The sequence below is a fragment of the Streptomyces sp. NBC_00459 genome, from assembly GCF_036013955.1.
Classification (GTDB): domain Bacteria; phylum Actinomycetota; class Actinomycetes; order Streptomycetales; family Streptomycetaceae; genus Streptomyces.
Genome location: NZ_CP107903.1, coordinates 3239711 through 3254667 on the forward strand (window position 1 = coordinate 3239711; position 14957 = coordinate 3254667).

The following is a 14957-nucleotide window of genomic DNA, read 5'->3' on the forward strand; positions in this document are numbered from 1 at the left end:
CCGCACATGTCCGGCATCGAAATCCAGAAGGTCACCGCGAACATCGGCGCCCGCGTATCCGGCGTCGACATCTCCAAGCCGCTCGACGAGGAGCAGGTCGCCGCCCTCCGCGAGGCCCTCAACACCCACAAGGCACTGGTCTTCGACGACGTGAATCTCGACGACGAGGGCCAGCAGGCCTTCGTCCGTCAGTTCGGCGAGCTGACCACCGCCCACCCGACCGTGCCGTCCGTCGACGGCGCCGCGAACGTCCTGCCCGTCGACAGCGAGCGGGGCCGCGCCGCCAACCACTGGCACACGGACGTCACCTTCGTCCTCAACCCGCCGCAGGCCAGCACCCTGCGCAGCATCACCGTCCCGCCGTACGGCGGCGAGACCCTGATCGCCAGCTCGGCCGCCGCCTACCGTGATCTGCCGGAGCCACTGCGGCAGTTGGCCGACAACCTGTGGGCCGAGCACACCAACGACTACGACTACGCGGTGCCGGACGAGGCGCTCGACGAGGAACTGGCCGCCCAGCGCGCCCAGTTCACGTCCATCACGTTCCGCACGGCCCATCCGGTCGTCCGCGTCCACCCGCTGACCGGCGAACGCGGGCTGTTCATCGGCGGGTTCGCACAGCGGATCGTCGGTCTGTCGGTCACCGAGTCCCGCAAGATCCTGGACCTGCTCCAGGCCTACGTCACCCGCCCGGAGAACATCCTGCGCCACCGCTGGTCGCCGAACCAGCTCGTCCTCTTCGACAACCGCATCACCCAGCACTACGCCGTCGACAACTACAACGGCCTGCCGCGCCGTCTGCACCGGGTGACCATCGCCGGTGACATCCCGGTCGGCATCGAGGGCAAGGAGAGCTACTCGATCGCCGGGGACGCCTCGCACTACACGTCCGTCGCCGAGTAGGCCGTCTGCTCCCCTGCTCCCTCCCGTCGCTTCCCCCGATCCCTCCCGCCCCTCACGGAAAAGACCCTCGTGCGACACACACGAGGGTCTTTTTGTTGCTAGCGTGTAGTTGCAAGCAATGTGCAATAAGAGGTCGAGGGGACCCCCGCATGCCCGTCTACACGCTCCCTGAGCTGCCGTACGACTACTCCGCGCTCGCGCCCGTGATCAGCCCCGAGATCATCGAGCTGCATCACGACAAGCACCACGCGGCGTATGTGAAGGGCGCCAACGACACGTTGGAGCAGCTCGCGGAGGCGCGCGACAAGGAGTCGTGGGGGTCGGTCAACGGCCTGGAGAAGAACCTCGCCTTTCATCTCTCCGGCCACATCCTGCACAGCATCTACTGGCACAACATGACGGGCGACGGTGGCGGTGAGCCCCTGGCCGCCGACGGCGTCGGTGAGCTCGCGGACGCGATCACCGAGTCGTTCGGCTCGTACGCGGGCTTCAAGGCGCAGCTGACCAAGGCGGCGGCCACGACCCAGGGTTCGGGCTGGGGCGTTCTCGCCTACGAGCCGCTCAGCGGACGGCTGATCGTCGAGCAGGTCTACGACCACCAGGGCAACGTCGGCCAGGGCGCCACCCCGATCCTGGTCTTCGACGCCTGGGAGCACGCCTTCTATCTCCAGTACAAGAACCAGAAGGTCGACTTCATCGACGCGATGTGGGCCGTCGTCAACTGGCAGGACGTGGCGAAGCGCTACGAGGCCGCCAAGTCCCGCACGGATGTACTGCTGTTGGCGCCCTGAGCAGCAGACGCTCCGACTGCCCCGACCGCTCCTCCCGCGCTGACCGCGGTGAAGCGTCCTGCCTCGTGATCGTCTTCTCACCGAACGCGACGGCAGGCGGAATGACGGGAGACCCCCGCGAGGACATGACTCGCGGGGGTCTCCCCATATCCCCTGCCCCAGGCCTACTCTCGTGGGGCCGGGGCGTCAGAGCCACCGGGGGCTCGACACACCCAGGGGGATCAGATGGTGTCCATGCGGTGCGTCAACTGCGGAGACACGGTCCAGGTTTTCCGCAGGCTCACCCAGGCGGAGAAGCCGTACGTCGAGCAGCAGAAGCCGAAGCACACCCGCCTCGGCGCCTACTACCGGTGTTCCCGCGACGGCTGTCTGCGCTTCCAGCGGCGGGGGAACCACAAGGACGGCGGTTCCTTCCCCGAACCGGAAGCCAAGGACCAGGCCAAGGACCAGATCAAGGACTGAAGGACCGGACGCCCTACGGGTTCTACAGGTTGCTGAAGTCCGGGCCCGCCGTCCGCGAGCGCTTGATCTCGTAGAAGCCGGGGACCGAGGCGACCAGGAGGGTGCCGTCCCACAGTTTGGCGGCCTCCTCGCCCTTCGGGGCCGGGGTGACGACCGGGCCGAAGAAGGCGATCTGCTCGCCGTCGGCGCCGGGGACCGCGATCACCGGGGTGCCGACGTCCTGGCCGACCTTGGTGATGCCCTCCTTGTGGGAGGCGCGCAGTTCGGCGTCGAACTCGAAGTTCTCCTGCTCGGCGTAGTCGATCAGGTCGGCGGGCAGGCCGACGTCGGCCAGGGCGCCGGCTATCGCTTCGAGGGTCGGGCCGTCGCCGTTGTTGTGGATGCGCGTGCCCAGGGCCGTGTAGAGGGGGCCGAGGATGTCGGCGCCGTGCTTCTGCCAGGCCGCCGTGACGACCTTCACCGGCTGCCAGGCCTTCACCGCGAGCATCTCCCGGTACTCCTCGGGCAGCTCGTCGAGCTTGTCCTCGTTGAGCACCGCCAGGCTCATGATGTGCCAGCGGACCTCGATGTCACGGACCTTCTCGACCTCCAGGATCCAGCGGGAGGTCATCCAGGCCCAGGGACAGAGCGGGTCGAACCAGAAGTCGACGGGGGTCTTGGTCGAGCTCGTCTCGGACATGGGTCTCCTAGTGAAAGATGCGCTTTCCCCAGGCAACACATCCCCGCCACCATTGCATTCCCGGGTGCCCGGTACCAGTGGTGCGTGGCAGGATCGGTGCTGGTCGGCCGTACTGAAGACAATCGAGGAGTGTTCCGTGCCCGGTGAGAATCTGTCCCGCGACGAGGCCCGGGAACGGGCGGCACTGCTGTCCGTCGACGGGTACGAGGTGTTCCTCGACGTGCGGTCCGCCCTGGGTGACCAAGGCAGCACGGGTGACACGGGCAGGAACGGCGCCGGCGGGGCTCGGACCTTTCGGTCCGTGACCACGATCCGGTTCCGGTGCGCCGAGCCCGGTGCCGCCAGTTTCGCGGACCTCATCGCGCCCGGTGTGACCGCCGTCTCCCTCAACGGACGGGATCTCGACCCGGGGGCCGTCTTCGACGGCACGCGCATCCTCCTGGAGGACCTCGCCGCGGACAACGAGCTGATCGTCGACGCCCAGTGCGCCTACTCCCGCACGGGAGAGGGCCTGCACCGCTTCGTCGACCCCGAGGACGGCGAGGTCTATCTGTACACGCAGTACGAGCCCGCCGACTCCCGCCGCGTCTTCGCCAACTTCGAGCAGCCCGACCTGAAGGCTCCCTTCCGGTTCGAGGTGCGGGCGCCGGAGGAGTGGGTCGCGTGGAGCAACGGGGTCGGGGAACTCGTCGACGGCGTGTGGCGGTTCGCCGAGACCAAGCCGATCTCCACCTACATCACCACGATCCTCGCCGGCCCGTACCACTACGTGACCGACTCGTACTCCCGTACGTATCCCGACGGTACGACCCTCGACATCCCGCTCGGCGCCATGTGCCGCAAGGGTCTCGCCCCCTACTTCGACTCCGACGACGTCTTCCTCGTCACCAAGCAGGGGCTGGACTTCTTCCACGACCACTTCGACTACCCGTACCCCTTCGGGAAGTACGACCAGGCCTTCGTCCCCGAGTACAACCTCGGCGCGATGGAGAACCCGGGGCTCGTCACCTTCCGCGAGGAGTTCATCTTCCGCGGGAAGGTGACACAGGCGGCGTACGAGCGGCGGGCGAACATCGTCCTGCACGAGATGGCCCACATGTGGTTCGGCGACCTCGTCACGATGGAGTGGTGGGACGACCTCTGGCTCAAGGAGTCCTTCGCCGACTTCATGGGCGCCTTCTCGCTCGTCGAGGCGACCCGTTTCACCAACGGCTGGGTCACCTTCGCCAACAACCGCAAGGCCTGGGCCTACCGCGCCGACCAGCTCCCCTCCACCCACCCCGTCACGGCCGACATCCGCGACCTGGAGGACGCCAAGCTCAACTTCGACGGCATCACCTACGCCAAGGGCGCCTCCGTACTCAAGCAGCTCGTCGCCTATGTGGGACCGGACGCGTTCCTCGAAGGCGCGCGGCGGTACTTCAAGCGGCACGCCTACGGCAACACACGCCTCGGCGATCTGCTGTCCGTGCTGGAGGAGACCAGCGGGCGGGACATGGCGTCCTGGTCACGGGCCTGGCTGGAGACCGCCGGGGTCAACTCCCTGACCCCTGCGGTGCTGTTGAGCGCGGACGGGCTGATCACCGAGCTGGCCGTGATCCAGGAGGCCGCCGAGTCGCACCCCGACCTGCGGCCCCACCGGGTGGCCGTCGGCCTCTACCGGCGTTCCGCGGACGGGGTGTTGGAGCGGTACGCGCGTGCCGAGGCCGATGTCGACGGGCCGCGCACCGTGGTCGGCGAGCTGGTCGGGAGTGAGGCCCCCGACCTCGTTCTCGTCAACGACGACGACCTGACGTACTGCAAGATCCGGTTCGACGAAGGCTCGCTGGCGACGCTGCGGGCGCACCTCGGTGACATCACCGACCCGCTCGCCCGCGCCCTGTGCTGGTCCGCGCTGTGGAACCTGACGCGGGACGCGCTGATGCCGGCCCGGGACTTCGTCGACCTCGTACTCCGGTTCGCGGGGCGCGAGTCGGACATCGGCGTCCTCCAGATGCTGCACGCGTGGGCCAACTCCGCGCTCACCCACTACGCGGCCCCCGACTGGCGGGCGACCGGCGAACGCCTGCTCGCCGAGGGCGCGTTGAAGGAACTGCGGCTCGCCGAGCCGGGCAGCCAGCACCAGCTGACGTGGGCCCGCTTCCTGGCCGCCGTGGCGTCGAGCGAGGCCGATCTCCAGCTGCTCCAGGGGCTGTTGGAGGGCACGGCGAAGATCGACGGCCTCGACGTCGACCAGGAACTGCGGTGGGCGTTCCTGGAGCCGCTGACCTCGCACGGCGTCGCCGACGAGAAGACGGTGGCCGCCGAACTCGCCCGCGACGACACGGCGTCCGGCAAGCGCCACCAGGTCCGCTGCCTCGCCGGCCGCCCCTCGGCCGCCGTCAAGGCACAGGCGTGGGCCCAGGTCGTCGAGTCGGACGCGCTGTCCAACGCCCTCGTCGAGGCCACCATCTCGGGCTTCGTCCAGGGCTCTCAGCGGGACCTGCTGGCGCCGTACGCGGAGAAGTACTTCGCGGTGATCGAGCGGACCTGGGCCGACCGCTCGATCCAGATCGGGATGGACGTCGTACGCGGTCTGTTCCCGTCCCTCCAGGACTCGCCGGAGACCCTGGCGGCGACGGACGCGTGGCTCGCGGACCACGCGGACGCGGCACCGGCCCTGCGCCGCCTGGTCCTGGAGGCCCGGGACGACCTGGCACGGGCGCTGCGGGCGCAGGCCTGCGACGGGGCGGCGGTGCGGTAAGAGGTATGGGTGCGTTGTCGGGTGCGGGTCCGGTGGGGGCTGGTCGCGCAGTTCCCCGCGCCCCTGAAAAGCAGGGGCTGCGCCCCGTGCTTTTCAGGGGCGCAGGGGCCGTGTCTTTGTCTTTGGGGGCGCGGGGAACTGCGCGAGAAGCCCCACCGGACCCGCACCCACGACCCCACCGTTACCGAACCCGGCTACTCACCCCCGTAACCCCCGGAGGGACCAGCGCCTTTCGGCACTCGAACGCTTGCACTTTAGGGCGAGCTTGTCCGGAATTGTCGACAGGCGTGTAACAGCGGTTAGGGGACGGATCGGACGCGGGAAAGCCGGAGTCATGACCCACAACACCCCGCTCTCCCCGAGCACCCGCCCCCTCCGCCACCTGCCGCACGTACAGCGCCGGGTGCTGACCGCCGCGCAGCTGCGGGCGAACGGCGTCGCCACCGCCGAGGCGAACGAGCAGTGCCGGCCCGGTGGACCCTGGCAGCAGATCCTGCCGGGTGTGTTCCTGCTGCACCCGGGCCCGCCCACCAGCGAGGAGCGGTTGCACGCGGTGCTGCTGTACGCGGCGAAGGAGCGGACGGCGACGGGGATCCCGGCCCAGCCCGACTCCGAGGAGCCGTACCGGGAGCGTGGCCGTCCGGTCTACGGCGAGGCCGTGATCACCGGCCTCGCCGCGCTCGCCCTGCACGGTTTCTCGTCCGCGCCGCCGCTGCTGTCCCTGGACGCCTTCGACGTCCTGGTGCCCCGGCTGCGCCGACTTCGCTCGACGGGCTGCGTCCGCATCCTCCGCTCCTCGGCGCTGCCCACACCCGAGCTGATCGACGGGCTGCCGGTCGCACCGGTCGCCCGTGCCCTCGCCGACGCGGTGGCCGGACTCACGGACGCGGGCGCCGTACGCCGGCTGCTGACCGACGCGGTGCGCGGCGGTCACTGTGAACCGGCAGCGGTGGTACGGGAGTTGAACCAGGGCAGGCTGCTGAGCCGGCCGCATGTCGTGGACGCCGTCGACTCCCTGCTCGCCGAGGGCCGGGCGATCGCGGAGGACCGGCTGTACCGGATGGTGCGCGAGTACGGCCTCCCGGACCCGGTCTGGAACGTCGATCTGCGCCTGCCCGGCGGCCCGCACCTCGGCGGCCTCGACGCCTACTGGCCCGACCAGGCGGTGGCGGTGGAGCTGGACACCCGCACCCCGCTCCCGGGCCACCGGCAGGAGGACGACGCGCTCTGGTCGGAGTACGCCCGTAAGCGCGAGCATCTGGAGCGGCTGGGCATCACGGTCGTCCACATCACGCCGCGCAAGCTGCGCGAGGCGATCGACCAGCAGGCGACCGTCGTACGTACGGCTCTGATGGCGTCGGGGGACCGCGAGCCGGCGGCGTATGTCGTGGTGCTGCCCCGGTAGTGACGGACCGGGCGGTACCAGGAGGGGAGAGGAGGGGCCGCCGGGCGACCGGGGGCCCCTCCTCATGTGTCCCGTGTTCCTTGCTCGCCCCTACTTCGTCCCGCAGTACTCCGCCTCGACGACCTTCACCGGGTCGCCGCTCCAGTCGCCGTTGAAGTTGAAGGCGAGGGAGTGCTTGCCGTCGGCCGTGGTGACCGCCACCGAGCTCGAACCGTGGATGCCGCCGCTGTGGCCCCAGACGGTGACCCCGCAGCTCAGCTCGTTCTCGATGAGTCCGAGCCCGTAGCGTCCGTCCACGGCCGCGGCGGCGACGGTCGTCCTCATCTCGGCGAGTTGCTCGGCGGGCAGGACCCTGCCGCGCAGCAGCGCCGAGTAGAAGCGGTTCAGATCACCGGAGTTGGAGATGATCTCGCCCGCGGCATTGGCGACGGAGGGGTTCATCTCGGTGACGTCGTAGATCTTGCCGGTGGTGTTCTCGGCGAGCTGCGAGTAGGCACGGCTGCTGGGCCGGGGGACGGTGGCGTCCGTTCCGGGCATGTACGTCCCGTGCAGCCCGAGCGGCTCGATCACGCGCCGACGGACCTCGTCGCCGTACGAGTTGCCGGTCACCTTCTTGATGACCATGCCGGCGATCGTGTAGTTGGTGTTGGAGTAGCCCCAGTCGGTGCCCGGCGCGAACTCGGGCCGATGCCCCATGGCGATCTTGACGATCTCGTTCGGGGTCCAGGTGCGGTACCGGTTCTTGAAGAAGCCCTCCGGGAGGAAGACGTCGCTCTGGAGTTGCTCGTCGTCGGTGTAGCTGAAGATGCCGCTGGTGTGGTTGAGGAGCTGGCGGAGGGTGATCCTCCGTCCGTCGTGGCCGTTGCCGCGGACGACTCCGGGCAGCCATTCGTCGACGGTGTCGTCGAGCGACACCCGTCCCTCGGCCTCCAGTTGGAGCAGGACGGTCGCGATGAAGGTCTTCGTGATGCTGCCTGCCCGGAAGCTGTCCTCGGTGCTGCGCGGCTGCTTGGTCCTGAGGTTGCCGACTCCCGCGGTCGCCTTCCAGACGCCGTGGCGGTCCTTGGCCTGAAGGACGACACCGGGTACGCCGTCCTTGACCGCGGCGTTCATGGCCTGGCGGGTGGCCTCGTGGCCGCCACCCCGTTCGGCCGGTGCCGCCACGGCGGGCGCCGCGAACACGCCTGCCGCTACGGCGATCGCGGCGGCCGTCCCCACGAGCCTCTTGCTGCCCGTCCTCCTGCTGACTGACATCCCGTTCCCCCTCGCACCGGTCCTGACCGGTTGTGGCTGTGCATGGCCCTCGGCGCGTCCTCACCGAGCGGCGGTCGGGAGGAGGGACACGGCAGGTGGGGCCGAGGTTGAGAGGGACGGAATGGTTGAGCGCTTATCGGCCTTTGAACTCGCCCCGGAGAACGCCTGGTTCACATCCTCGTACAGCGATACGGGTGTCACTCACCTCTACGAGGACCCCGCCGCCAGGACCTGAACAGCTGACGGACGCCGCGTCGGCGCGAGAACCCGGTGCGGCGTCGCTCCCACTCCCGGCGGACGTCGAAAATCATCTTCTCCAGGGCGGCGTCCTCCCCCTCCGGGGCCCACTCGACGGCCATCCCGCCCAGGATGTCCTCCAGGTCCGCGTCGGCGACCCAGAAGTCGTCCGTACGCAGATCCTCCGCCGCCCAGAGACGCGGATCGTCGCTGATGTAGAAGGCCCAGAAGTCGTCGATCTCGACAGCGAGCAGAAGGTACGCACCCGTGTACTCGCCCCCGCCGATCCGGCCGACCCTTCCGTTCAGCGGCCACTCCGCCCGGTTCACAGGTACCGCCTCTCCTGAATCAGCTTCCGCGACTCCTGGCCCAGGGAGACAAGCCTCCCACGGAGTCACCGTCGGTTCCGGTGCCGCCGAACTCCTGCCCGGTCAGCCCTTCTTCAGCACCAGCTCCACGTTCCGGTCCCCCGCGTCCCCCGAGAGATCCATCCGTGCCCCCGGCGCGTTGAAGGACAACTCCCGGTACAGGGCCGCCAGTCCCGTCTGTGACAGGTCCGCGTAGTCCGTCCGGTGCGGTGCCGCCGACTCCACCATCGTCGTGAACAGCGAGATCGTGCCGTCGTTGTTGTCCACCAGCTCGATGACTCGGGCCAGTTGGGGGAAGTCGATGTGTGACGCCGTGGAGATCTCCCAGAACGAGCGGTTGTCCGGGGCCGCGTGCGCGGTGACGACGTTGCGGTGGATGTGTCCGTTCACCCAGGCCAGGACGTTGCGGTGGCTGGCGAGGAGGGCCACGACGTCCGAACCGTCGTAGCGCTTTTCGTCCGGGTGGGCCGGGTCGCGGTGGGTGTTGGTCATCGACTCGCTGGTGTGGTGGCTGAAGACCACGACGTACGAGTCCTTGTGCTCCTGCAACGTCCGGTGCAGCCAGCGCAGTTGGGCCGCGCCGATCGAGCCCTGGTAGTGGCCGCCCGGGTCGGTGGTGTCGATGCTGATGCCGACGACGTCGTCCGAGATGCGGAAGGTGTAGTACTGGGTGCCGGCGTCGAGGTTGGCCGTCGAGTAACCGTGGCCCACCGGACCCACGCCCGCGTACGCCGGGTCCAGGTGCGCCTTCAGATAGTCCGCCCGGGTGAACGGGGCCCTGCTCTCGTCCGGGGTGACCGGGCGCAGGTCGCGCGCGTGGGCCTGGATCAGCTCCCGGAAGCGGATGCCCCTCGGGTCGTCGGAGCTTCTGATCTGGTCCTGGAGGGCCTTGCTGCGTGCCGTCGGCAGATCCATCAGCTTCTTGCCGCCGACCGCGAAGTCGGTGAGGAAGGGGTCGCTGTGGGAGGCGTAGCAGCCGAGGGGCAGGGAGTCGTGGTTGCCGACCGTCGAGTACCAGGGCAGGTTCAGGCCGGGGCTGCGCACCTCCCGGATCGCCGCGTCGAGGAAGCCCTCGATGTGCGGGAAGCCGTGCTGCTTGTCGGAGTCGCGGGTGGCGGAGTCCGGCTGCCAGTAGAGCGGGAGTCCGCTGTTCTGGACGCCTTCGTAGTGGCGCGGGTCCCCGGTGTTCGGCGTCATCCGGCCGCCGCTCATCACCTTCATGAACCACTCCAGCTCGGAGCGCGCGTTGTTGTCCGTGTTGTCGCCGGTGGTCATCACGAAGTGCAGCGGGGAGCCGGTGACCGGGGCTCCGCGCAGGGCGTTGATCCGCTCGACCAGTGAGGTCGCGCCCTGCACCGACAGCGCCTCGTGCGGGCGCCAGGCGTGCCGGTCGGCCGAGCGCATGTACTCCAGGCGCAGCGGGTGCTGTACGTCGGTCAGGTGCAGGTCCGTGAACTGGACGAAGGCCGCCATGGTGGTCCGGCGGGCGGCACGGCCGGAGCGGGGTTCGGCCAGTTCGCTCCGTACGACCCGCTGCCAGGCCGGGCCGTCGCCGAGCCGCCGGTAGCCGCCCGCGCCGAGGGGCGCGGAGACGGTGTCGAGCGTGGTGCCCCGGACGGACGGGGCGAGGGCGGCCGGCGCCGCCCGGCGGGACACGGCCACCGGGCCCTCGGCGGGTGCGGCTTCGGTCACGGTGGCGGCCTGGCTGTCACTGGGCCGCATCCCGTAGCCGACGCCCGCCGAGACGGACACCGCCCCGGCCGCGGCGAGTACCGTACGTCGATTGAGCCCGTGCGTGGAGCTTGCGACAGAGCGTGTGCGCGACATGGCGCGGTCTCCCCGAGTGCGAACGCGTCGGAAGTGGTCACGGGTGATCGCAAGTGCGAACGTCCCGCTCACTCTGGATGCTTGGCACCGGGGATGACCTGCGCGTGAACGAGGCTGCAACGCGCGACGCCGATCTCCGTACGTCGATCTTGGGCCACCTCGCCCGTTCACGACCGCACGGCGAACGGCCCGGAGTCGGTCACTCCGTGTTCATCTGACGGGGTAGGTGAGCTACTCGCCCGCCTGCGCGACCCTCCCCGTGACCGGCCGCTCCCGCCACAGCTCCAGCCCGACGATGACCGTCCGCGCCCTCCGCAGTCCCGCCACCGCGTCCAGGTCGTGCCAGGCGGCGAGGTCGGTGGAGCCGTTCGTCTCCGGGCGGAGTTCGCCGCCGGTGACCACGCCCTCGTAGACCAACGCCACACCCTGGTGGTCCACCGGGCGCCACCGGCGGTGGGTGAAGGTGCGGCGGCGGGAGTCGATGCCCAGCAGGCCCGTCACGTCGATGCGGTAGCCCGTCTCCTCCATGAGCTCGCGGCGGACCGTGTCGTACGGATCCTCGCCGTGCTCCATGCCGCCGCCCGGCAGCACCCACTCGTGGCCGCCCCCGTCGGCGGGGCTACGGGCCAGCAGGATCTGTCCGTCGCGGACGACGACGGCGTACGCGGCGACCCGCAGCGTCTTACGCATAGGGGGACGCTAGCGCGCGGGTCGGGAATGTTCAGGTGGATTGTCTCCGGACGACGACGGGTAGACGTAGAACGCCGAGTACAAAGCGCCGCGATTCGGACTCCATCCAGCCAAAGCGCATCGCGGGTTTTCCCCACTCGTTCATATAGTTTCGGTCAACCATCCCCAAACATCCGCCCCTTAGGTAAAGCTATGTGATCGTCCGGGGTCATATTCCGGACGCTCTTGGCCAAGGTCGATCAACTCGGCCGCTCAACGCACGCTCCTTTACCTACAAGGGATGCCGATGACCCTCACCCCTCAGCGCGAACCGATCTCGGGCGCGAGACGTGTGGCGCGCATAGCCGTCGCCGCCGGACTGGTGGCCGCGCTCTCCGCGGCAGGGCCCATACCCATGGCCTTCTCCGCGGACTCGGCGACGGACGCGGCCCCGGCCGACGGCGCCGTCAAGTCGGCACACGACAAGCTCGGTTCCGACGACGCCGAACTCCTCTCCGAGGCCAAGGCCGACGGCGACAAGACCGTCACGATGATGATCGCGACCGCGCCCGGCAAGACCGAGCAGGTCGCCGCGCAGCTGGACGCGGTCCAGGGCGGCCTCGTCGGCCGGACCTTCGACAAGGTCGGCTACGTCCGCGCCTCCGTCCCGACCGCCAAGGCCGACGCGGCCATCGCCGCCGCCGCCAAGCTCTCCTCCGTCCACGGGATCGACCTGCGTCAGGACATCCCGCTGGACGACCCGACGCCGAGTGCCGACACCGCCTCCGCCCCCCAGGCGCGTGCCACCAAGACCTACACGGCGCCCGACAAGAACACGCCCGCCGTGAACCCGTACAACCCGTCCTTCGAGACGGGCGCCGTCGACTTCGTGAAGAAGAACCCGAAGGCGGACGGCCGGGGCATCACCATCGGCATCCTCGACTCCGGTATCGACCTGGCGCACCCCGCGCTGCAGAAGACCACCACCGGCGAGCGCAAGATCGTCGACTGGGTGACGGCCACCGACCCGGTCTCCGACGGCGACGGCAGCTGGCTGCGGCAGACGAGGGTGGTCTCCGGCCCGGCCTTCTCCATCACCACGGCCAGCCAGGGCACCGAGAACTTCACGGCGCCGGTCGGCGAAGCCAAGTTCAGCTACTTCTCCGAGGCCGTCACCGCCGGCGGCGACCAGCTCGGTGACGTCAACCGCGACGGCGACAAGACCGACGTCTGGGGCGTGCTGTACAACGCCGCCGCCGGCACGGTCACCGTCGACGTGAACGACAACCACGACTTCACCGACGACACGCCGATGAAGGCCTACAAGGACGGCTACCAGGTCGGCTACTTCGGGACGGACAACCCGGCGACCGACGTCGTCGAGCGCATCCCGTTCGTCGTCGAGATCCGCAAGGACGTCGTCTACAACGCGGCCGGCGCGAAGGCCGACTACGCGAACATCGGCATGATCTCGTCCGAGCACGGCACCCACGTCGCCGGTATCACCGCGGCGAACAGCCTGTTCGGCGGCAAGATGAACGGTGCCGCGCCCGGCGCCAAGCTCGTGTCGTCCCGCGCCTGCGTCTTCGGCCCGGGCTGCACCAACGTCGCGCTGACCGAGGGCATGATCGACCTCGTCGTCAACCGTGGCGTCGACATCGTCAACATGTCGATCGGTGGCCTCCCGGCCCTGAACGACGGCAACAACGCGCGCGCCGAGCTGTACACGCGTCTGATCGACACGTACGGCGTCCAGCTCGTGATCTCGGCCGGCAACTCCGGCCCCGGTGCCAACACGATCGGTGACCCCGGTCTGGCCGACAAGGTCATCTCGGTCGGCGCGTCCATCTCCAAGGAGACCTGGGCGTCCAACTACGGCTCGATCGTGTCGAGGAAGTACGCGATGCTGCCGTTCTCCTCGCGCGGCCCGCGTGAGGACGGCGGCTTCGCGCCGACGATCACCGCGCCCGGCGCCTCGATCAACACCACGCAGACCTGGCTGCCCGGCTCCCCGGTCGCCCAGGCGGGCTACACCCTGCCGGCCGGCTACTCGATGCTCCAGGGCACCTCGATGGCGTCCCCGCAGGCCGCCGGCGCCTCCGCGCTGCTGCTGTCCGCCGCCAAGCAGAAGGGCATCGCCCTCTCCCCGGCCAACCTCCGCACGGCCCTGGCCACGCACGCCGACCACATCGAAGGTACGCAGGCGTACGAGGAAGGCGCCGGCCTCATCAACATCGTGGACGCGTGGAAGGCCATCACGGCCGGTGCCACCGCCCTCGACTACACCGTCAAGGCCCCGGTCGACACCGCGCTCGACCAGGCTCTGAAGACCCCCGGTTTCGGCACCGGCCTCTACGACCGCGAAGGCGGCCTCAAGCTCGGCGTCAGCAAGACGTACGACGTCACCGTGACGCGTACGTCCGGTCCCGCCAAGGCGATCCGGCACGACCTGCGCTTCAGGAACAACACCGGTGGCACCTTCAGGATCGCCGGCAAGGAAGACGTCAGCCTGGCGCTGAACAAGCCGGTCACCGTCAAGGTCGTCGCGAACTCGAAGACGGCCGGCATCAAGAGCGCGATCCTTGAGGTCGACGACCCGCAGACCGAGGTCGTCGACAAGCAGATCATGACCACGGTCGTGATCTCGAAGCCGGTCAAGTACACGTTCTCCGCGTCGGGCTCGGTCCAGCGCAACAGCACCAAGTCCTACTTCCTGACCGTTCCCGAGGGCGCCAAGACCCTTGAGGTCGCGATCAGCGGACTGGCGGCCACCAGCCAGACCCGGTTCATCTCGATCCACCCGTACGGTGTCGCGGTCGAGGACACGGGCACGCCGTACTGCTACAGCAACTACCCGAACACCAACGGCTGCGCGCCCGACGTGCGTTCGTACCCGAACCCGCAGGCCGGTGTCTGGGAGGTCGAGGTCGAGTCGCGCCGTACGTCGCCGCTGCTCGACAACCCGTACAAGCTGGACGCCACCGTCCTGGGCGCGACCTTCGACCCGGACGTCGTGACCGTTCCCGAGGCCAAGGTCGGTACGCCGATCGCCGCCTCCTGGAAGGTGACGAACAACCTCGCCGCGGTCGACGGCAAGCTGGCCGGCGGTCCGCTCGGCTCTTCGCTGAACGCCCGTCCGACCATCGCCGAAGGTGAGACCCAGACGACCACGGTCGAGGTGCCCGCGGGCGCCGCGTCCCTGGACGTCGCCATCGGCAACGTCTCCGACACGGCCGCCGACCTCGACCTGGTCGTGTACAACGCGGCCGGTACCGCGGTCGGCACCTCCGCCGACGGCGACTCGGAGGAGGCGGTCTCCATCGCCTCGCCCGCCGCCGGCACGTACACCGTCGAGGTCATCGGCTACGCGGTCCCGGCCGGCTCGACGGCCTACGACTACCAGGACGTCTTCTACTCGGCCGCCCTGGGCTCCATCCAGGTCGCCGACTCCCCGGTGAAGCTCGGCACGGGCGCCTCGACGACCGTCTCCGGCAACATCGTCGCCTCGGCGCCCGCACCTGCGGGCCGTGAGTTCTTCGGCCAGGTGTCCCTGGTGAACGCGCACGGCACGGTCGCCGGTATCGGCAACGTGAAGATCGAGAAGGTCACGCCGTAGCGG

11 protein-coding genes are annotated in these 14957 nt (G+C 69.3%); 6 read left to right on the forward strand and 5 right to left on the reverse strand.

Features of this window, described 5'->3' with window-relative positions:
• The first annotated feature begins 6 nt into the window (after positions 1 to 6).
• From OHN74_RS14050 to OHN74_RS14060, 3 genes are all read left to right on the forward strand, one after another.
• Entirely contained in the window at positions 7 to 903 is an 897-nt protein-coding gene (locus OHN74_RS14050; RefSeq protein WP_327694906.1) for a TauD/TfdA dioxygenase family protein, read from the forward strand.
• A 149-nt stretch (positions 904 to 1052) separates the two neighbouring features.
• Positions 1053 to 1694 (forward strand): superoxide dismutase, encoded by a 642-nt coding sequence (locus tag OHN74_RS14055; RefSeq protein WP_327694907.1) that lies wholly within the window; start codon positions 1053 to 1055, stop codon positions 1692 to 1694.
• 225 nt (positions 1695 to 1919) lie between these two features.
• Positions 1920 to 2156: a hypothetical protein gene (locus OHN74_RS14060; RefSeq protein ID WP_327694908.1), complete on the forward strand. Its 237-nt coding sequence runs from the start codon at positions 1920 to 1922 to the stop codon at positions 2154 to 2156.
• A gap of 22 nt (positions 2157 to 2178) precedes the next feature.
• On the opposite strand, the gene OHN74_RS14065 is transcribed toward OHN74_RS14060, so the two are convergent.
• Entirely contained in the window at positions 2179 to 2835 is a 657-nt protein-coding gene (locus tag OHN74_RS14065) for a DsbA family protein (RefSeq protein ID WP_327694909.1), read from the reverse strand.
• A gap of 136 nt (positions 2836 to 2971) precedes the next feature.
• Here OHN74_RS14065 and pepN point away from each other — a divergent pair, with 136 nt between their 5' ends.
• Both pepN and OHN74_RS14075 read left to right on the forward strand, forming a co-directional pair.
• Positions 2972 to 5578 carry an aminopeptidase N gene (gene pepN / locus OHN74_RS14070; RefSeq protein WP_327694910.1) on the forward strand — a complete coding sequence of 869 codons (2607 nt, stop codon included), beginning with the start codon at positions 2972 to 2974 and terminating at the stop codon, positions 5576 to 5578.
• 334 nt (positions 5579 to 5912) lie between these two features.
• Positions 5913 to 6983, forward strand: coding sequence for a hypothetical protein (locus OHN74_RS14075; RefSeq protein WP_327694911.1), 1071 nt, complete (start codon positions 5913 to 5915; stop codon positions 6981 to 6983).
• A gap of 90 nt (positions 6984 to 7073) precedes the next feature.
• On the opposite strand, the gene OHN74_RS14080 is transcribed toward OHN74_RS14075, so the two are convergent.
• The 4 genes from OHN74_RS14080 to OHN74_RS14095 all read right to left on the reverse strand — a co-directional run bounded on the left by OHN74_RS14080 (position 7074) and on the right by OHN74_RS14095 (position 11359).
• Positions 7074 to 8237, reverse strand: coding sequence for a serine hydrolase domain-containing protein (locus OHN74_RS14080; protein WP_327694912.1), 1164 nt, complete (start codon positions 8235 to 8237; stop codon positions 7074 to 7076).
• A gap of 197 nt (positions 8238 to 8434) precedes the next feature.
• Positions 8435 to 8803 carry a hypothetical protein gene (locus OHN74_RS14085; protein ID WP_327694913.1) on the reverse strand — a complete coding sequence of 123 codons (369 nt, stop codon included), beginning with the start codon at positions 8801 to 8803 and terminating at the stop codon, positions 8435 to 8437.
• A gap of 102 nt (positions 8804 to 8905) precedes the next feature.
• The gene (locus tag OHN74_RS14090) at positions 8906 to 10669 is read right to left on the reverse strand and encodes a TIGR03767 family metallophosphoesterase (protein WP_327694914.1); all 1764 of its coding nucleotides are present in this window, start codon (positions 10667 to 10669) and stop codon (positions 8906 to 8908) included.
• A gap of 231 nt (positions 10670 to 10900) precedes the next feature.
• Positions 10901 to 11359 carry an NUDIX hydrolase gene (locus tag OHN74_RS14095; protein WP_327694915.1) on the reverse strand — a complete coding sequence of 153 codons (459 nt, stop codon included), beginning with the start codon at positions 11357 to 11359 and terminating at the stop codon, positions 10901 to 10903.
• Between the two features lie 286 nt (positions 11360 to 11645).
• Here OHN74_RS14095 and OHN74_RS14100 point away from each other — a divergent pair, with 286 nt between their 5' ends.
• Positions 11646 to 14954 carry a S8 family serine peptidase gene (locus tag OHN74_RS14100; RefSeq protein ID WP_327694916.1) on the forward strand — a complete coding sequence of 1103 codons (3309 nt, stop codon included), beginning with the start codon at positions 11646 to 11648 and terminating at the stop codon, positions 14952 to 14954.
• Positions 14955 to 14957 lie beyond the last annotated feature (3 nt).

Coding starts and splice junctions, on each gene's coding strand:
- OHN74_RS14065 (WP_327694909.1), bottom strand. CDS start 2,835: ATGTCCGAGACGAGCTCGACCAAGACCCCCGTCGACTTCTGGTTCGAC.
- OHN74_RS14060 (WP_327694908.1), top strand. CDS start 1,920: ATGGTGTCCATGCGGTGCGTCAACTGCGGAGACACGGTCCAGGTTTTC.
- OHN74_RS14050 (WP_327694906.1), top strand. CDS start 7: ATGTCCGGCATCGAAATCCAGAAGGTCACCGCGAACATCGGCGCCCGC.
- OHN74_RS14080 (WP_327694912.1), bottom strand. CDS start 8,237: ATGTCAGTCAGCAGGAGGACGGGCAGCAAGAGGCTCGTGGGGACGGCC.
- OHN74_RS14090 (WP_327694914.1), bottom strand. CDS start 10,669: ATGTCGCGCACACGCTCTGTCGCAAGCTCCACGCACGGGCTCAATCGA.
- OHN74_RS14075 (WP_327694911.1), top strand. CDS start 5,913: ATGACCCACAACACCCCGCTCTCCCCGAGCACCCGCCCCCTCCGCCAC.
- OHN74_RS14095 (WP_327694915.1), bottom strand. CDS start 11,359: ATGCGTAAGACGCTGCGGGTCGCCGCGTACGCCGTCGTCGTCCGCGAC.
- OHN74_RS14100 (WP_327694916.1), top strand. CDS start 11,646: ATGACCCTCACCCCTCAGCGCGAACCGATCTCGGGCGCGAGACGTGTG.
- OHN74_RS14055 (WP_327694907.1), top strand. CDS start 1,053: ATGCCCGTCTACACGCTCCCTGAGCTGCCGTACGACTACTCCGCGCTC.